The organism is Exiguobacterium sp. s102, assembly GCF_018618635.1.
Classification (GTDB): domain Bacteria; phylum Bacillota; class Bacilli; order Exiguobacteriales; family Exiguobacteriaceae; genus Exiguobacterium_A; species Exiguobacterium_A oxidotolerans.
In genome coordinates this window covers 711664-730778 of sequence record NZ_JACSML010000002.1, presented here as the reverse complement: position 1 = coordinate 730778, position 19115 = coordinate 711664, and the positions used below count along the sequence as shown (strand labels likewise).

Here is a 19115-nt window from a genome sequence, read left to right as displayed (position 1 = left end):
TAGCCGGCGACTTCGCTGACTAGTTTTTTCATATTTTTGTTTCGTAAGACATGCCAACTCCTTTTTCATAGCTCCTTGTCATTACTTCTTCATAATTGTTTACATTTTTCTCATATTCCGTTCATATTCCTTCAGTAGGATGATGAATGTAGGCAATACATACTGTTCTTTAAATGACCAAGGAGGAATTATCATGAAACTGAAACGACTAATCCCGATTCTCGCCCTATCGACCTTATCGCTCAGCACGATGGTATCGACACCGGATGCCGATGCCAAAAGCAAATACAAGAAGACGCCGGAAATCCGCAACGTCATCTTTTTAATCGGTGACGGGATGGGTGTTTCCTATACGTCGGCGCACCGCTACTTAAAAAATGATCCGACGACGACCGTCGCCGAAAAAACTGCCTTCGACCAGTATCTCGTCGGTCAGCAAATGACCTATCCGGAAGATCCGGCACAAAACATCACCGACTCTGCCTCTGCCGCAACCGCAATGTCTTCCGGCGTCAAGACGTACAACGCAGCGATTGCCGTCGACAATGATAAGTCTGAAGTCAAGACCGTCCTTGAAGCGGCGAAAGAACGCGGTAAGTCGACGGGACTCGTCGCGACGTCAGAAATCACCCATGCGACACCGGCTTCGTTCGGCGCTCATGACGAAAATCGGAAAAACATGAACGCGATCGCAGATGATTACTTTAAGGAACGGATTAACGGGAAACATAAGATTGATGTTTTACTCGGCGGCGGCAAATCCAACTTCATCCGTCCGGATGTCGATTTGACGAAAGCATTCAAAAAAGACGGTTACGGATACGTGACGGATCTTGACGAATTAAATGCCGACCGCAACAAACAAGTCCTCGGTCTGTTTGCCGATGGCGGTTTAGCAAAACGGATCGACCGTGAAAATAGCGTTCCCTCATTGGAGCAAATGACGAATGCGGCGATTAAACGACTCGATACGAACAAAAAAGGCTTCTTCCTGATGGTCGAAGGGAGTCAAATCGACTGGGCCGGACATGATAATGACATCGTCAGCGCGATGAGTGAAATGGAAGATTTCGAACGGGCGTTTAAAGCGGCAATCGCCTTCGCGAAAAAGGACAAGCATACGCTCGTCGTCGCGACGGCCGATCATTCGACGGGTGGCTATTCAATCGGGGCAGACGGGATTTATAACTGGTTCGCCGAGCCGATTAAAGCAGCAAAGAAAACACCCGACTTCATGGCTGAAAAAATCGTTTCCGGCGCCGATGTCCGCAAGACCTTGACGAAGTACATCGATCAACAAAAATTGGCTTTGACGGAAGAGGAATTCACTTCGGTCGAACGAGCTGCCGCCTCTAAGAACGTGACAGACGTCGATAACGCGATTGAAGAAATCTTCAATCAACGGTCGCACACGGGTTGGACGACGGGCGGACATACGGGAGAAGACGTTCCCGTCTATGCCTATGGACCGGCTAAAGACCGGTTTGCCGGACAAGTCGACAATACGGATCACGCCAAAATCATTTTTGATCTCTTGAAAAAGAATAAATAAGGAGGTCCATCATGAAGCGACTCCTGCTCTCGATCACGCTTGGAACCATCCTCGCCGGATGTAGTGATTCTTCAGCTGATCAACAAGCCGTGCCGGCACCACCCGTCACACATACCTCCGTCGCACTTGAAAAGGCGGACGTCTATGTGCCGAACCCGCAATTGCCGGACGACCGGATGTTGACGAAACGGAATCAGACGGTTCGTGACGATAAAGGTGAATTGACGTTACAACAGATCCAGTCCGTCAAACAAACTCACTCGATTGGACCGATTGACATGACGATCGAGGAAGTAAAAGTTATTCAGACCCGTCCGAGTTACGCGATGATTGATTTCTTTCACGGCTTCACCCATGAAGAAGCATTCGATATGGTGAAGACCCGCGTCACGGTTACGAATACGAGCAAGCAACCGGTCACGTTCAACCCGGTTGCTCATGTAAAAATCAATCAATCGACAGAAAAAACAATTGATGATGACCTGTACCTCGAAGCATTGGCCGGGACATATGAGCCATCGGAACAGCGCAGCGGCAACCTTGGTTTCATCACGGAACGTCCCGTTGAAAAACTCGAGTTTTTGACGAGTGACGTCCTTGATGCGCAGCAGCAGGTCATTAAAAAAGGTCAACCTTTCACAGTGACGCTACACGATTAAATCAATAGACAAGACAAAGAACCACGTTCCGACTAGCGGAGCGTGGTTCTTGCAGACTGTAGACAAAGTGCTATCGGGAGATCGCGCGTCTGTTTTCGTTGCTTTCCTCGGGCGAGGCGCAAGCCGTTGCTCCTTCGTCCTAACGGACAACGAGCAGGGTCTTGCCTGCCTCTGAACGTGCGTTAAAAACGCACTTTTTCCCGTAGGAGTCAACGAAACGTGACGTTTTTAGGGAATATCGTGACGGAAAGCCGGGCATGCAGCTTTGCTGTAGCGGCGCGGAAGATTGCCGCTTTGAAGACGAGGCGAGACAAGGAAGCGCGAACGGATTGCCTCTCGTTATAGCATGTTCACGCTTCATAATAGTTTATCTGCACGCTGAAAGAACCACATTCCGTCAGACGGAGCGTGGTTCCTGTTTATGCGATTTTTGCGCTTATTTCTTAGAAAAACAATGCTTCAGGTGCTGATAGTTCGTATTTCCACCGGACAAGTTACAGACATCCGTAAACCCGAGATTTTTGAGCACGTTTTGCGCTGCATTGCCGGTGACGCCTTTATTACAATAGACGACCGTCGGGATGGATGGATCGAGTTCCGCAGCCCGCGTCCGCAGTTCGCCGAGCGGGATATGAACCGCGCCGTCGACATGATTCTTCTCGAACTGTTTTTTCGACCGCGTATCGATGATTTGAATCGATTCTTCCGTCGCTGTTTGCTCGACCAATGTTTCGGGTGTCACTAAGCGGGCGGTCTTCTTAATCGCATTATCAAGTGCCATCCCCGTGTAGAGGACGGGATCTTTTGTCGTCGAGAACGGCGGGGCATAGGCAAGATCGAGGTGGAACAAGTCTTCCGCTTTCGCCTTGAACGTGATTGCCGTCGCGAGGACATCAATCCGTTTGTCGACGCCTTGCGGTCCAACGATCTGTGCGCCGAGGACCCGTCCTGTTTTTCGATCAGCAATCGCTTTGATGACCATATCCTTTCCGCCCATATACTCAGGACGGTCCGGTTTAATGTTGTGTAAAATCTCAATATCGAATCCGGCGGCAAGGGCTTCTTTTTCCGTCAAGCCAGTTTGGGCGACCGTCAAATCGAATGCCTTGAAAATCCCCGTCCCGAGAATGCCGCGATGTGCCGCCTCTTCCCCGGTGATGACCATCCCGGCAATCCGACCCATCTTGTTCGCTGTAGAACCGAGCGGCCGATAAATCGCTTCGCCCGTAATGACGGAAAAGCTCTCTGCGACGTCACCGACGGCATAGACGTCTTTCACGTTCGTCTGCATTTGCGGATTGACGGCAATCGCCCCCGTCTGACCGAGTGTGACGCCGATTTGCGTCGCCAGTTCCGTGTTCGGTTTGACGCCGACCGAGAGGATGACGAAATCCGTCGCAATTGATTTTCCGCTCGCGAGTTCGACTTGCTCAACGTCGCCTTCGCCCGTCAATGCCGTGACGGATTCATTTAACAACAGCCGGACCCCTTTACTTTCAAGATGATCACCGACACGCGATGCCATATCAAAATCAAGCGGCGGCATGACTTGCGGCAGCCGTTCGACGAGCGTGACGGCAATGCCGCGATACGTCAACTGTTCCGCCATCTCAAGTCCGATGAATCCACCACCGACGATCGTGACCGTCTTCGGATCGTGTTGCTCGATGTACGTACGGATCGCACCGGCGTTCTGGACGTTCCGGACGGAAAAGACGTTTGGTGCATCAACACCGGGAAATGGCGGAATGATGCTTGAGGCACCTGTCGCGAGGACCAGCGTATCGTACGTATCCTCGAAGCGTTCACCCGTTACGCCATTTAAGATGGTCGCCGTCTTCGTCTGATGATTGATTGATTCGACTTCATGTTGGGTCTTGACGTCGATGTTGTAGCGTTTTTTAAAGAATGCCGCGTCCCGTGGTGTCAAGGTATCGATGTCTTCGATCTCACCACCGACGAAGTACGGGATGCCGCAACCCGAGTACGAGATGTCTTGATCGCGGTCGTAAATCGTAATTTGTAATGATTCGTCGTTCCGACGGGCTTTCGCGCCGACCGATGTTCCGGCAGCAACTGAACCGATGATGAGTAGTTTCATGAATAATCCCCCTTAGTAAAGTAACAAGCTGATGTAAAGACCAAGTAAGGTGATCGCAAGCGTCGGAACCGTTAAAATCGTTCCAATCTTAACGTATTGTCCCCACCCGATTTTAACACCTTTCGTCCGTAAGACGTGTAACCAAAGTAACGTCGCAAGACTCCCGATCGGCGTGATTTTCGGACCTAAGTCGGAGCCGATGACGTTGGCATAAATCAAGGCCTCCCGGATCGATCCTGTTGCCTGACTGAGATCGATCGCGAGTGCATCAATCATCACGGTCGGCATGTTGTTCATGATCGATGACAAAATGGCAGCGAGGAAGCCCATCCCGAACGTCGCAGCGGCGAGATTTGTCGCAAACCCATCGATGATGTCCGCTAAAAATTGCGTCAGACCGGCATTTTGCAGACCGTAAACGACGATGTACATCCCGAGTGAGAAGAAGACGATTGCCCATGGTGCACCGGCGATGACTCGTTTCGTCGGGACACTTGGTGAACGGCGGGCCATCAGTAAGAAGAACAAGGCGATGACGCCGGCAACGAGACTGACGGGAATCCCGATGAGATCACTCGTGAAGTAACCGACGACAAGCAGCACGAGGACCACCCATGATAATTTGAACATTCGCTGATCTTTGATCGCCGCGCGTGGTGCGACGAGTTGTGTCACGTCATAAGTCTTCGGAATACTCTTACGGAAGTAAAGATAAAGTACGAGTAAACTCCCGGAAACTGCAAAGACGTTGACGAACACCATCCGTGCCGCATAGTCCGTAAAGCCGATGTCAAAGAAGTCGGCCGAGACGATGTTGACGAGGTTCGAAACGACGAACGGCAGACTTGCCGTATCGGCGATGAAGCCGGACGCGAAGACATACGCGAGGACGACATAATCCGGTAACTTTAAGTGCCGGACCATCGCGAGGACGATCGGTGTCAAAATCAACGCGGCGCCGTCATTTGCGAACAAGGCAGCGACCCCTGCCCCAAGTAGCGTCATGTAGATGAACAATTTCAATCCGCCGCCTTTGGCGATTCGTGCCATATGTAAGGCAGCCCATTCAAAGAAGCCGATCTCGTCTAAAATCAATGAGATGATGATCAGAGCGATGAAGGTAAACGTCGCGTTCCAGATGATGCCCCAGACAGTCGCGACATCGTCCAGATTGACGACCCCGGTCAGTAAAGCAATCAATGCCATCCCCATGGCGGAGTAGCCAATGCCGAGACCCTTTGGTTGTTTGATGATTAAAAATAACGTGACCAGGAAAATCCCGATCGCAAGTAGATGTGTGCCGGTCAATGCGTTCACTTCATTTCTGTATTAAATTTCGATTTACTGTTTAACAGTTGGATGCACCGAGGAGGACGATTTGCGGACCTTGGTCCGTCTCTTCCAGTGCGAGCGTGATGTCATGACTGACATCCGCTAAATTTCCGTCGATCGCCAGCGCCAATCCATCAAAGTCTTTGACTTGATCACCGGTTTCGCCGGCCCCGAATCCGAGTCCGAAACTTGGTCCGCAACAGCCTTGTCCGGCTTGATAGAGACGGATGCCGGGTGCTTGTTCGTGTTCCACTTGTTCTTTCAGGTACATGACTGCTTCAGGTGTGATTTGCATAAAATTCATCCTTTCGAAAGTGCGAGTAGGTGATGATATCCGGAAACCGGTTCGGTCTGCCAGGCGACGACGGTCATCTGCCGGCTCAATCGGTCGACTTCTTCCAACCAAGGACGTTCTGCTTCCGCTTTGTGACCAAGAATCGGATCACGTGTCGCTGTCGCGGCAAACGATTGATTGACAATCCAAGCCATCGGCTCAATCCCGGCACGACGTAAATCTTCCTGCAAGCGTCCGGCTTCAAAGACCGGTGTTGCTTCCGCGAGTGTCGTGATGATGACATGCGTCCGGCTTGCGTCACGCAGTTGCGGTAATAGCGTCTTGACTGCCTCCGGTACATCTCCGGTCGCTCGTTCCATCTCCTGATGATAACTTTCCGTCGCGTCAAGCAACAGTAACGTATGTCCCGTCGGTGCTGTATCCATGACGACGTATCGGTCGTTTGCCCGGGCAACGGTATCGGCAAAGGCGCGGAAAACGGCGATTTCTTCCGTACACGGCGATTTTAAATCTTCTGCAAGTAAAGCATGGGCTTCCTCCGTCAGTTCACCCGCCGCCGCATAGACTTGCGCCGTATAACGGTCAATTTCAACCTTCGGATCAATCCGGCTAATTTCAAGATGCGGGTTTTCGTTCGTCTCAATCGTCAGTTCAAGGTGCGCTGCCGGGTCCGTCGTCGTCAAAACGACATCGTGTCCCCGTTCTGTCAAAGCAATCGCAATCATCGACGCCATCGTCGTCTTGCCGACCCCGCCTTTCCCCATCGTCATGACGACACCCGGTCCTGCTGCATCCAATTGATCAACCAGATGTGACAGAGGCGGAACGTTTTGTTGCTCGCGTTCCATCAATATTTCCGGATGTTCCGTTTCTGTCAACCAATCGCGGAGTTGCGCGACGCCGATTAAACTCGTTGAGGCGTAGGGCAAACTGAACAACGGGACTTCTCGTAAAAAAACTTCAGGTAACGTCGAAAGCGCAGCCTGCTGACGGTGCCAGAAAGCTTGATAATACGTATCCTGACTCGTTGTCTCAGGCAACATGCCGTTGACGATCAAACGGGCATTTTGAATCCCGAGTGCGTGCAGTTCCTGATAAGCGTGGGCTGCTTCCGTCAATGTCGAAGATTCCGCCCGGGCGACCAAAATTAAAGTCGTCTCCGCTGGATTCGCCAACAGCTCCGTCGCTTGTTCGTACTGTGACTTTTTCTCCGTCAATCCTGCTAACGGACCGAGACAAGACGTGCCGGTCGTGTTCTCATCGAGATAGACGTTCCAGGCATTCGGCAGACTGAGCAAGCGTAACGTGTTGCCTGTCGGTGCCGTATCAAAAATGATGTGATCGTAGGTCAGTTTTGCGTCCGGCGCTGCCAATAATCCAGTAAATTGATCAAAGGCGGCAATTTCGACGGTACAGGCACCGGACAATTGTTCTTCCATCGACCGGACGGCCGCATCCGGCAAAATGTCTCGATACGGTCCGACGACCGCTTCCTTGTAGTCCGCCGCTGCTTGTTCCGGATCAAAGTTTGCGACGAACAGGCGCTCGACACCGGGAACCGCAGTCGGTTCTTCTGTCAGGTCCATCTTAAAGATGTCTTGCAAATTACTGGCCGGATCCGTCGAGACAAGCAAAACACGCTTTCCATTGTCTGCCAGTTTGATTGCGAGGAGTGATGCCGTCGACGTCTTACCGACACCGCCTTTTCCGGTCAAAAATAAGTAACGGGTCAATTTTAGTCCATTCAAGGTTAACGGTTCCATCTTCGTCACGTCCTTACTTTAGAGTCAGGCGAATTTTCGGTTTTTGACCATCAACGACCGCGAAACTTTTTTCTTCTACACCGGTCAGCTCCGCAAGTTCCGCATTTGACAAGTAACCGCGACGCCGGACAATCGACCCATTGACAAGAGTGATCGGCAGAGTGTCGACACCGTCCGTGATCGCTTGCTTAATCAATTGATTTTCGACGAATGCATCCGGCTCGTTCACCAAATTAAAGCGCTCGATCGGATAACCATGCTGTTTCAAAACATGAACGACCGTCGCCATCCGGGTCAGCTCCGGATCAATCGAAGGTCCACATAAACCGGTCGGACAACACATCGCTGGATCGTAAATCTCAATTTTCTTCATCTTCATTCAGCTCCTTTTTACATAACCAATTTGTTATATATAACATAACCTTATTGTTATATGAAATACAAGGGAAACTGCCCCCTCATTGCCAACAAATCCTCTCAGCAGCTTTTTTCCGGGATTGTCGGCTGTTCCATCGCGTCCAAGATCGTTAATAGCAAGTCATGATGCGGATGGTCCGGATTGATTCGGAAATGGATCCATTGCCGTTCACGCCGCTCCAAGATAATTTGCGACTGGCGTAATAATTTCAAGTGACGGCTGACGGCGGGTTGTGAGATATCAAACATCTCGACAAAATCACAAACACAATGTTCCCGGACGTATAATCGTCGTAAGATTTCAAGACGTGTGCCATCGCTGAGCAGTTTTAAGAACTGACTCATTTCGTCAACATGGTTCGTTGTCTCAATCATATCTGTTCCTCCTTTCGCTTTTAGTTACTTGCCTCTTTATTAGCGAATCGTTGAATCCGTTCTCCGATTTGATCACGTACACGTTGGAAGACAGACCATTGCTCAGCTTCCGTTCCTGTTGCACGTGCAGGATCATCAAATCCCCAATGTTCTTGACGGACATGTCGAGGAATGACAGGACAGTTATCACGTGCATCCCCACACAAGGTGACAACGATCGTCGCCCACTTCAAAAGATCCGGATCAATCAAATCAGATGTTTGCTTGGAAATATCAATCCCCTGCTCCTGCATCGCCCGGACAGCTTTTGGGTTTAAGCCATGTTTTTCAATTCCGGCTGAATAGACGTCCCAGCCCGGCAAATAGTGTTTCCCAAATCCTTCTGCGATTTGGCTTCGGCACGAATTTCCTGTACAGAGAAAATAAATCAATGGTTTTGTCATGATTAGCCCCCTTTGTTATCTATATAACGATTGTATTATATAACATATATGTTATTCAATAGAATTAACCAATATTTCGGCTTCCACGCGCCAATATTAATGCATCCCGCTATCCGCCGCCGTGCGTCGTAATTTTTAGCGTCTTCCGTCCATCGTGAATTCCGTTCGTTGTTGCACGGTCCATTGACTATGTCTATAGGAAAGACATAGACCGCAACTCCCTCCACCCTCTCGAAGAATCTTTCAAAAACGAATTTCATTTTAATCCGGCCCGCTACGACCGTCGTTTCCTCAATCACGAACACGTCTGCTTTTTCATCTTCCGCCCCTACTTTCATTTATCAATATCCGTTTCAAAAGTAGCATTCCCTTTTTCCGCTCCTTGCAGATATATGTTGCAAAGTTGTCGTCGATCATCTGTCTTCATTTTTCAAATAATCATTATAGGATTTTCTTCATGTGTTACTATTTATTAGTTTGAAGAAATACTTGCAAATTGCAAGTTAATTTATTATAACTAAGGTAATCAATCATAAGACAAAGGAGAAGTTGTTCATGCAAGAACCCCGTGAAGTTTTTCAGACGTTTACACGTCGTTTTGGACTGTTGAATAAAACCTGTTGTTCTGTTCTAGATCAGGAGGTCTCGCTCGTCCAAAGTCATATCCTCTTTGAAATCTCAAAGCGTCCCGGATCGGCAATGCAGGAACTTGCCGACTTGTTAGGTATGGATATCACAACATTTAGTCGGCAAATCCAGACGCTGATCAAACGAGAGCTTGTTTTAAAATCCCCCTCTTCCGAGGACCGCCGGATTCAGTTAATCCATTTAACTCCACTTGGTCAACAGGTGACTGACGGAATCGATACTGAAGTGAACGCTCATCTTGAAGATATCTTTAAACAGATGACGCCGTTTGAGAAAACAGCGGTCTTACAATCTATCACCTTGTTGAACGAAGCCATGCTCAACAGCGATTCCTGCTGTAAAACGTCATCTTAAAGTTTGCAAAATACAAGTAAAAGGAGTGTTTTAAATGTCAAATCAATCTTTTACTCACCCTATTTTCATTATTGGTGCAGGTCCAATCGGACTCGTTGCCGCCGCACATCTTTCTCAAAAAGGTCTTCCCTTTTCTATTATGGAGGCAGGTGCTCATATTGGTACGCATATTAAGAAATGGTCGCATGTGAAAATGTTTTCAAATTGGGAATACAACATCGATCCTGTAGCTGCTGCACAATTAAACGAAAACGGGTGGAATCGCCCAGCAGCTGATGTTTTTCCGACTGGCCATGATTTACTGGAGTACTATTTGCGTCCACTCGCAACGTTGCCGACCATTGCGTCAAATTTGTATCTGCAGCATCAGGTCGTCTCGATTTCGCGTCAAGGCATCGATAAAATGACGACAGCAGATCGGGAGCAGTCGCCATTTGAAATCATCGTTCAAACACCGATGGGCCGCCGCCGTTTTTTAGCCGCTGCTATTTTGGATGCGACAGGTGTATGGGGACAACCCAATTCCATGTACAGTGCGGGACATCCGCACGATTCGCTCATCGAACGCGTCATGCATACGATTCCGAACTTCCGACAAGAAACTGATCGATATGCCAATCAACGTCTTGCGATTATCGGGAGCGGACATTCCGCTCTGACGGCATTAATGGGTGCGGTGGCATTAAAAAAAGACTATCCTGAGACGGACATCCACTGGATTATCCGTAAAACAGACGTAGTCAAAGCGTTTGGTGGAGAAGAGAATGATCAATTGGCCGAACGTGGTCAACTTGGATCAATGGCACGTACGCTTGTCGAGTCCGGTCTCGTCACTGTTCATACCAGCTTTAAAGTCGCGGAAACCGCGCCGACAAATGAGGGCATTTCATTGATTAGTGCTGATAATCGACAGCTGACTGTACAGGAGGTGATTGTCTTAACCGGTAGCCGTCCGGATTTTTCATTCCTTCGCGAAATTCGTATGGACGTGGACTCTATTACCGAAAGCCCACGACTGCTTGCTCCATTAATTGATCCAAACCTGCATAGTTGTGGAACCGTACGTCCACACGGAGAAGCCGAGTTAAGACAGCCGGAGAAGAACTTTTATATCATTGGATCAAAGAGTTATGGACGCGCGCCTACCTTCCTTTTAATGACGGGTTACGAACAAGTCCGGTCGATCATTGCACATTTAACAGGAGATGTACTAAATGCAAAAAACATTCAATTGAAATTGCCAGAAACAGGTGTCTGTAAAGTTTCTTTACCAGACATATCGCCATCTTGTTGTTGACAGCAAAAACACACAATACAGTTACCGATTTCTATCTGGACAACTGTCAATTCTTTTAAAACAAAGGGGGGAAGTGGTTTTCATGACCACTTCCCCCTTTATTCTTTTCAGTTGTTACAGCACGTGATGCGGAAGACTTCAATGTCTGTTTTTTTTATGAAATACGTAGACAAGGAAGACGTATCCGAAAAATGCGAACAAGTAAAAGAAGATGAACATCATAATCTCTTCCCGTACCGGCCAAATCGTTTTGTCATACGTTAATTGTCCTGTCTGCGTGATAAGAACAGGTTGCGTTGCAAGAGTCAAAAAAATCAGTATAAGCAGACATACACCGAGTGTGTAGAGCATGACTTCATTACTGCTCTTTCGATTGCGAAACATGTTTAAGCACCTCTATTCACGAATCATTCTACTAACATTAACATGATATTTTCTTGACGATTAGTGAGGGGAGTGTCAAAAGGTTAGATGCACTACATTTAGATAGATGGACTATAATCTATCCTCACGGTATGAAGACTCGTGATCAGGACGCAGCAAGGAGAACAGCCGCCCGTTATGCGATGTCCCGCCTTGAAACAAATACCCACGCAAGATACCCTCCTCTTCAAATCCGAGCCCCTTTAACAATTGAATTGAAGCGTCATTTTCTAAGAATGTTACAGCACCTATTCGGTACAAACCAAGTGTCTTAAAAGCATAGGTAAGAACAGCTTGAACGGCTTCTGAAGAATAGCCGCGCCGCCAGTGTGCAAAGTCAAGTTCAAATCCGATTTCTGCTTTTTTTCCGTAAAGATTCAAGTGATTCAAACCGAGTGTCCCGATGAACGTTCTGCTGTCGCGGATGACAATCCCCCAACGGATGCCTTGATGACCGTCAAACGTTTGTTTAAATGATTTAATGATGTTCAATGCATCACTTTTTTCTTGTAGTGGATCCATCCCGTAAAAGCGCGTCACTGCCTCGTCCGATAAGATTTCAAATAATGCTTCCGCATGGTCGGGTGTTACTTCGACGAGCTGTAATCGCTCCGTTTGTAAAACGGGAAAAGTCATATTCATTCCTCCGATTTTTCATTTACTGTCCTTAAAAGCATATTACGGCACTCCCATTCAAAATCCCTGCTTTTTCCACAAAAACAATGTTAATTCCTAATAATGAAAGACGAATGGGTTTTTGTTGTGTTATCCTATTTTTGGTCTTTTATTCCCATTTCACAAATTCAATAGTCTAGGAGGTAGATGTGTTTGAATACAAAACTAGCATTCATCTTATGCCTCATGCTTGTAGCTGGATTTCGCGTCATCCATCTGTTTGATTTGCCTTATTGGATGCAGCAATTCTATGGTGTGTTTTATCTTATCACGACAGGAATCATCGCATTCATGTTATGGAAACAAAAAAAAGCGAAACGCGTCCAACCTTAAGGGCGACAATTTATCTATGTAAAGGAGCATCATATGCCATCCATCTCATTTCCCGTTTTCACCCTGCTCGGACTACTCGGATTATTGATGTATGCCGGATTTGATTTCAGAAGACAGGCATTTAATCACTTAGGCAAACGAAGTATCATGTCCAGCTTTCTCGTGTACGCGATTGTCGTCGTCCACTTGACAATTGGTTTCGTTTATTTACCTCCGCAAGCGGGATCAATCGAAATTCAGTTGCGCCCTTTCCACTTTATTAACGATTGGATGCTTGCAGGGCAGCAAGGCCATTGGTTCTTTTGGAATTCAGTAAAGTTGACTGCTTATAACTTCCTTTTGTTCCTGCCGCTCGGCGTCTATCTTGTTGTCCTTTTCAAAATACGGTTCACAACAGGATTGCTGCTCCTTTTCCTTGTGAGTTTTGTGATTGAAACGTTGCAATTCGTCTTCAGTTATGCCGGTCTGCTGTTCCGCCGTACCTTCAACATCGATGATTTATTGCTGAATACACTCGGTGGACTGCTTGGTATGTTCGTCGCTTACATGGCTGTCCGATTCATTCTGACGAAGCCAAACCAGATCCCGAAGCAAACGGATAAAACTAAAATTTCGTAACCAATAAAAACGACGGATGCCTTTCGCTGTAATAGCGTCGCATCCGTCGTTTTTGTATGATCTTATCTTTCACGATCCGAAATCGATTCAAACCTGAAACCGGTCCGCTAGCCCTTTTAAATTCTCTGCCATCGTCGCAAGCGACTGCGAGGCCGATGAGATTTCCTGCATCGATGCCATCTGCTCTTCCGTCGACGCTGAAATATTCTCCGTTCCGGCAGCAGCACTTTCCGTGACGCCCTGGATTTCCCGCATGACGGCCGCAATCTGTTCGCTGCCCGCTGCCATCTCCTGAACGGCACCGGATACTTCTTCGACTTGATCGGTCACGTCGACGATCGAGCGCTCGATTTCCTTGAACGAATCACTCGCTGCTGCGACGACGTGAATCCCGCTCGTCATCTCGCCTGATACCTTCTCCATCGAGACGACGGAATGTTCCGTCTCCCGCTGAATGACTTGAATCAATCCTTCGATTTGCTTCGCCGCAACCGCCGATTGTTCGGCGAGCGCCTTGACTTCTGCTGCGACGACGGCGAATCCGCGCCCTTGCTCCCCGGCACGTGCCGCTTCAATCGCTGCATTTAAGGCAAGTAAATTCGTTTGCGCGGCGATGCCCGTGATCGACGCCGTAATCTGCCCGATTTCTTTTGAGCGACCGCCGAGTCCGACGATGACGTGTCCAAGTTCCGTGACGTCCGTATTGATTTGTTCCATTTGTCGGCCGAGTTTGTCGACGACTTGACTGCCTTGCTCGACTTTCCCCATCGCGTCGCCGGTCACGTCAGACATCTGTTGCGCATTCCGCGCGACTTGGCGGATGCCGGACGTCAATTCCTCGACCGTTCGTGACGCGCCCGAGACTTGACCTAGTTGTTGTGTCGATCCGCTCGCGATTTCTTCCATTGTCACGGCGACGAGTTCCGTTGCTTTCGTCGTCGCTTCCGCGTTCGCACTCAGTTCGTCCGATGCTTTCGCGACGTGGTTCGACGTTCCCGTCATCTCGACGATGACATGATGCAACTGTTCCGTCATCGTATTGAACGATGCCGTCAATTGTCCAAGTTCATCTTTTGAATTGTAATCACCACGTACCGTCAAATCACCATCACCCGACTGTTCCATCCAGCCTTGGAGTGAACGGATCGGTCGCGTGATTAAGCGAATGATGTAGAGCGCTAAAATCGCAAACAGAAGCAACGATCCGATGAAAATTGCCGCCATTAAGTAAAAGGCTGTCTGTTTCTCTGCCTGATTTTGTTCGTTGATCGACTTCGCTTGATTCGTCATCGATTTCATCAAGCTTGCTGCCGTATCGGCGACTTGATCACGAACTTGTTCGAGGCCAGTAGAGTATGTTTGATAGGCTTCTTCTTTATTGCCTTCGATCGCTAAACTTTGAATCGTACTGAGTCCATTGTCGTAGGCGATGACAAGATCATTCAATTCCACGAGTTGTTTTCTTTCACGGGCACCAATGTTCGCCGTCCGCTCAAATTTAGTAATCGATGTCCGGATCTGTGCTTGGCGTTGATCGATTTGTCCCTCCAGTTCTTCGAGTCGTGCCGGATCTTTCGTCAACATCATCTCGGCGAGGAACGAATCGAGCGCCCGGGTATCAATCCGAATCTGTCCGACTTCTTGAACCGGGATTAAGTTTTCTTCGTACATCGCTTCAGATGCATTGGCCATCTGACTTAAAAAGTAGATGCTTGCACTCGTAATCAGGACCATCGCGACGATTGCCGTCGCAACCAACATTTGAATCTTTCTTCGTACCGTCAAATTTTTCATTCATCTTCCCCCTCCCTTTTCTATATCGGTAAAATGAAGCGATATTTAACTCTTTTTACGGAATTTTTCCAATCCATGATGTGTTACCGCCAATGCGTCGGCTACGACTTTTGTTGAGTCGTTCGGTATAATCGGCAGTACGAGAAGCAGAAAGGATGAGTCGTCATGCAACAGGTCGCTAATGAAATCACCCAGTTTCGCGGCACCCACTACGAGTTCGGCCGTGAACAAGGACGGTACGTCAAACAAAATGAATTACTCCATAACCGGGAAGACAACTGGAAGATTCGGGTTCCACGCTTTCAGGTCGACCCGGGCGAAACAAAAGAAATGTTCTTACGGTATGTCCCGCACATGTGGGATGAAATCCTCGGACTCCAGGATGAACTTGAACTGTCGCTTGAAGACACATTGCTTCACTTTGGTCATTACCGCGTCGAAGGTCCGAAAAGCGGCTGTTCGATCATGACGGGCGATAATTTTTTAGTCCGCAATTATGATTATCATCCAATGACCTACGACGGACGGTTTTCCGTTTTCCAACCGACGGACGGCGGGTCTGCCATTATCGGACCCGCGTCCCGCGTGACCGGACGGATGGACGGGATGAACGAACACGGACTGGCGATGGGCTACAACTTCATCAACCGGCGACGCCCCGGAGACGGTTTCGTCAGTTTCATGATTGGCCGGATCATCCTTGAGACATGTACATCGGTCGAAGACGCGATTTCGCTCGTCAAGGAATTGCCGCACCGCGGTTCTTTCACCTACGTCGTCCACGATAAGTCGGCCCGCTCGTTCGTCATCGAAGCGACGGCACGCGACATCGAAGTCCGGGAGACGAATCTCTGTACGAACCATTTTGATTTACTGCAACACGAAAACCGGTTCCATCTCGATGACTCGAAACGACGGATGATGGAAATGAAGTCGCACCAGCACTTGATTCAAGATGCGGAGTCTGCCTTCCGTCTGCTCAACGATACCGATAAAGGGGTCTTTTCCGAGCTCTACTCCCACTGGGCCGGAACGATTCATACCTCGGCATACTTTCCGGAGGACTTAAAGGTCTGGTTCGCGCTCGGTGGTGACCAGGAGCCGGTCGAGTTCGATTTCCGGGACTGGTTGGCCGGGAACGACTTTGCTCTGAAACGCATCGAAGGAGAACTTGAGACCGACATCCAGTTCGCGAACACGTTACAGACGTGGCGCTGAACGAATTCAACTAACAAAAAGCACGAAAGCAGCTGGTACAGTTGCTTTCGTGCTTTCATTTAATCCAACCGTTTTTCCATATGGAGATCCGTCGGCGCGTACCCTGACGATTCATACAGCTTGATCGCCCGCGTATTGTGGGCAAAGACATGAAGTCCGATGATTTTGATGTTCATCCGCCGTGCGACCTGTTCAAGCGCCACCATCGCCTGTCGCCCGTAGCCTTTTCCTTGGTGATGTGCATCAACCGAAAAATCATAGATGAATGCCGTCCGTCCCTGTTTTTTTTCCACGACATGAAACCACATCATGCCGACCGCCTCAGTCGTCGCCTCATCGACTAGCGAGAAAAGATAATTGTCTTTTGACGCGCGTCCGTCCGGTAAGAGTTGACGAAACTCTTCCGTCGACCGGTCGATGGCTTCCGCTTCCACCCACGTTCCGGCTTTCACCTTTTCCGCGGCGTACTCTTCAATTGCCGTCGGTAAATACGTCTGATACGTCGTTTCCGTCATCGGTTCAAAGCGGATTTTCGTCATCGGTTGTCCCCTACTTCCGTTTGTTCGACCTGTATCATGTTCGATTGCCAGTCATCGGCGAGCATCGCGTAGACGATGACATCATGGAAATCTCCGTAAAGACGTTCTGCCGACCGTAACGTCCCTTCTTTGACGAACCCGAGCCGCTCGGGAATCCGTTGACTCCGTGTATTGCCGGCCGCACATTCAATGACGACTCGATTCAAGCCGAGTGTCGTGAAGCAGTATGCTGTGACGAAGCGAACGACTTCAATCATCAAGTTTTTTCCGCGCCCGGCTCCCGTTACGTAATAGCCGATTGATGTCTGGCGTAACGTTTGATTGATTTCGTGCAGGGCGACCGTTCCGACCAGTGCTCCGTCATAATAAATCCCGCAGGCGAAACCGTCCCCGTCCGCATATTGCTTCAGCCAGATCGGAATCACTTCCTCACGGTAGACTTCAGCTCCCGTCGCCCCGTCGACCCAGCCGAGCCACTCCCGTAAGTGGTCCCGGTTGGCGTCGACTAAGGCGAACAGGGCGTCGGCATCTTGCCGTTCAATCAATTTTAATCCGAGTCGTTCTGTGATTTGATGGGTAAACATGTCGTTTCACTCCTTATGTATGTCTAAAGCTATACTTTAGACGTTAAACGTTAAAATACCTGCTTGAGAATCTGTTGCTGTGATGAGTGGGACAGATTTTTGTGAATGACCTGTTTTGGTTTCGTCGTCAGCGCGTTCTCTATGATGCGATCGGCTCCTGGAAACTCAAAGCGAAGGACTTTGCTGCCTTTAACCAAGACAGCGGTGAAGTCCGGTCGTTTTTCGCTTCGCCGTTCGGCATCTTCAACCTGCGGATCAACAACCGCAATCATCGGAAACTTTGTACGATTGATCGGCAAATCGGGTATATCGGCGGTTTTAACGTCGGCTCCGAGTACCTCGGGGAAGACGAACAGTTCGGTTACTGGCGTGATACACATCTGCGGGTCCTCGGCCCCGTCGTCGAAGCACTCGAGTTTCATTTTGAACAGGACTGGGATGCCGCGAGCCGTGAGCGAACCGATTGGTCAACGGCACCGATTCCACCGCTAGCGGATTCGACAGACCGTGTCCCGGCTCAAATCGTGACGTCCGGTCCAACGTCAGAGACGGAATACTTGAAAAACATGTTGATCCAAATGATTCATACGGCGGAAAAATCAATCTATATTCAGTCACCCTACTTTATTCCGGACGCCAGTTTCATGGATGCCTGCCGAATCACCTTAGCGTCCGGTGTCTCCCTGAAGATCATGATTCCGAACCAGCCGGATCACCCGTTCGTCTACTGGGCGACGTATGCGGCGGTCGGCGAAGAACTGGAACTGCTCTTTTTATCGGACGTCGCCGACAGTGCCTTGCTAACTCGGGAAAAATACGCTGCCCGTCCGCGGATGATCCGTTTTAAGGAAAGTATCTCGCGTCTGTTGTCGCCGATCTTATGATGTTAAAAAAAAGTAACAACCAGCATGTAATGGAATAACTAAACAGATGGACGGCAGATCTTGAACTAATTCATTTCTTGCTAAACATACTCATTTTGAGTGATTTTGAGTATGTTTAGCGTATTTGACTATGTTTAATGAGTTCATTTTTCTTCTAAACGGATTCATTTGTTATAAAAATGAGCATGTTTAATGGCATGGAGTGACGTACTGACTAAATTCATGACAGGAGATATAAACGATGAAAAATATAGAAGCTGTCTTTTTGGATCGTGATGGTACCATCGGCGGGGGTACCACCATTCACTACCCAGGAGAATTTGAACTGTTTCCGTATACGGCTTTGGCAATCAATCGATTAAAAAAAGACCGGATTCCATTATTTTCATTCACAAATCAGCCCGGTATTTCTAAAGGGTTAGCAACAATCGAAGACTTTCAACAGGAATTGACTGGATTTGGTTTTGATGAGGTATACATATGTCCACACAATCCTCAAGAAGGTTGCACGTGCCGGAAGCCTGATATCGGCATGTTATCGAAGGCGCAAAAAGCTCATAATTTAACTCTAGAAAATTGTGTCGTCATCGGGGATCGTTGGACGGACATGCTGGCGGCTTCAAAAGCAGGTTGTATTAAAATTTTAGTACGAACAGGTGCGGGGGAAATGTCGTTACGCGACCATCGTGACGAATCAAATAACATCCGTATTGACTACATTGCAAGTGACTTAAAAGATGCCATCAGCTGGTTGTACAGCCAGTATTATTTAACAGACAGAGCATGAGACAAGATATAGTGCCGTTTACAA

The 19115-nt window shown here is 48.6% G+C and carries 21 protein-coding genes; 10 read left to right on the top strand and 11 right to left on the bottom strand.

The features are described from left to right. Positions 1-193: 193 nt before the first annotated feature. From KNQ02_RS08865 to KNQ02_RS15725, 3 genes are all read left to right on the top strand, one after another. On the top strand, positions 194-1552 hold the full coding sequence (locus KNQ02_RS08865; RefSeq protein WP_088837005.1) for an alkaline phosphatase: 1359 nt from the start codon (positions 194-196) through the stop codon (positions 1550-1552). A gap of 11 nt (positions 1553-1563) precedes the next feature. Next, on the top strand, positions 1564-2211 hold the full coding sequence (locus tag KNQ02_RS08860) for a DUF4352 domain-containing protein (RefSeq protein ID WP_214808074.1): 648 nt from the start codon (positions 1564-1566) through the stop codon (positions 2209-2211). Positions 2212-2430: 219 nt separating this feature from the next. Next, a complete protein-coding gene (locus tag KNQ02_RS15725; RefSeq protein WP_256441644.1) occupies positions 2431-2556 on the top strand; it encodes a hypothetical protein in 126 nt (41 codons plus the stop codon). Between the two features lie 91 nt (positions 2557-2647). On the opposite strand, the gene KNQ02_RS08855 is transcribed toward KNQ02_RS15725, so the two are convergent. From KNQ02_RS08855 to arsC, 7 genes are all read right to left on the bottom strand, one after another. Beyond that, a complete protein-coding gene (locus KNQ02_RS08855) occupies positions 2648-4312 on the bottom strand; it encodes an FAD-dependent oxidoreductase (RefSeq protein ID WP_214808071.1) in 1665 nt (554 codons plus the stop codon). 12 nt (positions 4313-4324) lie between these two features. After that, a complete protein-coding gene (locus tag KNQ02_RS08850; RefSeq protein WP_214808069.1) occupies positions 4325-5629 on the bottom strand; it encodes an arsenic transporter in 1305 nt (434 codons plus the stop codon). 31 nt (positions 5630-5660) lie between these two features. Next, positions 5661-5939 carry a hypothetical protein gene (locus KNQ02_RS08845; RefSeq protein ID WP_214808066.1) on the bottom strand — a complete coding sequence of 93 codons (279 nt, stop codon included), beginning with the start codon at positions 5937-5939 and terminating at the stop codon, positions 5661-5663. 5 nt (positions 5940-5944) lie between these two features. After that, positions 5945-7702 carry an arsenical pump-driving ATPase gene (gene arsA / locus KNQ02_RS08840; RefSeq protein WP_214808063.1) on the bottom strand — a complete coding sequence of 586 codons (1758 nt, stop codon included), beginning with the start codon at positions 7700-7702 and terminating at the stop codon, positions 5945-5947. A 13-nt stretch (positions 7703-7715) separates the two neighbouring features. Then, positions 7716-8075 (bottom strand): arsenite efflux transporter metallochaperone ArsD, encoded by a 360-nt coding sequence (gene arsD, locus KNQ02_RS08835; protein ID WP_214808060.1) that lies wholly within the window; start codon positions 8073-8075, stop codon positions 7716-7718. A 104-nt stretch (positions 8076-8179) separates the two neighbouring features. After that, entirely contained in the window at positions 8180-8494 is a 315-nt protein-coding gene (locus KNQ02_RS08830; RefSeq protein WP_214808057.1) for an ArsR/SmtB family transcription factor, read from the bottom strand. 20 nt (positions 8495-8514) lie between these two features. After that, positions 8515-8937: an arsenate reductase (thioredoxin) gene (arsC, locus tag KNQ02_RS08825; protein WP_214808054.1), complete on the bottom strand. Its 423-nt coding sequence runs from the start codon at positions 8935-8937 to the stop codon at positions 8515-8517. A 555-nt stretch (positions 8938-9492) separates the two neighbouring features. On the opposite strand from arsC, the gene KNQ02_RS08820 reads away from it, so the two are divergent. After that, positions 9493-9939 (top strand): MarR family winged helix-turn-helix transcriptional regulator, encoded by a 447-nt coding sequence (locus KNQ02_RS08820; protein ID WP_214808051.1) that lies wholly within the window; start codon positions 9493-9495, stop codon positions 9937-9939. A gap of 34 nt (positions 9940-9973) precedes the next feature. Then, on the top strand, positions 9974-11236 hold the full coding sequence (locus KNQ02_RS08815) for an NAD(P)-binding domain-containing protein (RefSeq protein ID WP_214808048.1): 1263 nt from the start codon (positions 9974-9976) through the stop codon (positions 11234-11236). Between the two features lie 495 nt (positions 11237-11731). On the opposite strand, the gene KNQ02_RS08810 is transcribed toward KNQ02_RS08815, so the two are convergent. After that, complete coding sequence (locus KNQ02_RS08810) at positions 11732-12295, bottom strand: GNAT family N-acetyltransferase (protein WP_214808045.1); 564 nt, start codon at positions 12293-12295, stop codon at positions 11732-11734. A gap of 192 nt (positions 12296-12487) precedes the next feature. Between KNQ02_RS08810 and KNQ02_RS08805 the strand changes: the two genes are divergently transcribed. Continuing rightward, positions 12488-12667, top strand: coding sequence for a hypothetical protein (locus tag KNQ02_RS08805; protein WP_214808043.1), 180 nt, complete (start codon positions 12488-12490; stop codon positions 12665-12667). Between the two features lie 33 nt (positions 12668-12700). After that, on the top strand, positions 12701-13285 hold the full coding sequence (locus tag KNQ02_RS08800; protein ID WP_214808041.1) for a VanZ family protein: 585 nt from the start codon (positions 12701-12703) through the stop codon (positions 13283-13285). Positions 13286-13372: 87 nt separating this feature from the next. Here the strand turns inward: KNQ02_RS08800 and KNQ02_RS08795 are convergent, their stop codons facing one another. Next, positions 13373-15079, bottom strand: a complete 1707-nt coding sequence (locus KNQ02_RS08795) for a methyl-accepting chemotaxis protein (protein ID WP_214808039.1) — start codon at positions 15077-15079, stop codon at positions 13373-13375. Positions 15080-15244: 165 nt separating this feature from the next. Between KNQ02_RS08795 and KNQ02_RS08790 the strand changes: the two genes are divergently transcribed. Further along, positions 15245-16297 (top strand): C45 family autoproteolytic acyltransferase/hydrolase, encoded by a 1053-nt coding sequence (locus KNQ02_RS08790; RefSeq protein WP_088836998.1) that lies wholly within the window; start codon positions 15245-15247, stop codon positions 16295-16297. A gap of 59 nt (positions 16298-16356) precedes the next feature. Here the strand turns inward: KNQ02_RS08790 and KNQ02_RS08785 are convergent, their stop codons facing one another. Then, on the bottom strand, positions 16357-16836 hold the full coding sequence (locus tag KNQ02_RS08785; protein WP_088836997.1) for a GNAT family N-acetyltransferase: 480 nt from the start codon (positions 16834-16836) through the stop codon (positions 16357-16359). Next, positions 16833-17420 (bottom strand): GNAT family N-acetyltransferase, encoded by a 588-nt coding sequence (locus KNQ02_RS08780; RefSeq protein WP_214808037.1) that lies wholly within the window; start codon positions 17418-17420, stop codon positions 16833-16835. Before KNQ02_RS08780 ends, KNQ02_RS08785 begins: the two co-directional genes overlap by 4 nt. A 101-nt stretch (positions 17421-17521) precedes the next feature. Here KNQ02_RS08780 and KNQ02_RS08775 point away from each other — a divergent pair, with 101 nt between their 5' ends. Together KNQ02_RS08775 and KNQ02_RS08770 are read left to right on the top strand one after the other, a co-directional pair. Continuing rightward, positions 17522-18304 carry a phospholipase D-like domain-containing protein gene (locus KNQ02_RS08775; protein ID WP_251135046.1) on the top strand — a complete coding sequence of 261 codons (783 nt, stop codon included), beginning with the start codon at positions 17522-17524 and terminating at the stop codon, positions 18302-18304. A 241-nt stretch (positions 18305-18545) separates the two neighbouring features. Beyond that, complete coding sequence (locus tag KNQ02_RS08770; RefSeq protein ID WP_214808035.1) at positions 18546-19091, top strand: HAD-IIIA family hydrolase; 546 nt, start codon at positions 18546-18548, stop codon at positions 19089-19091. Positions 19092-19115: the final 24 nt, after the last annotated feature.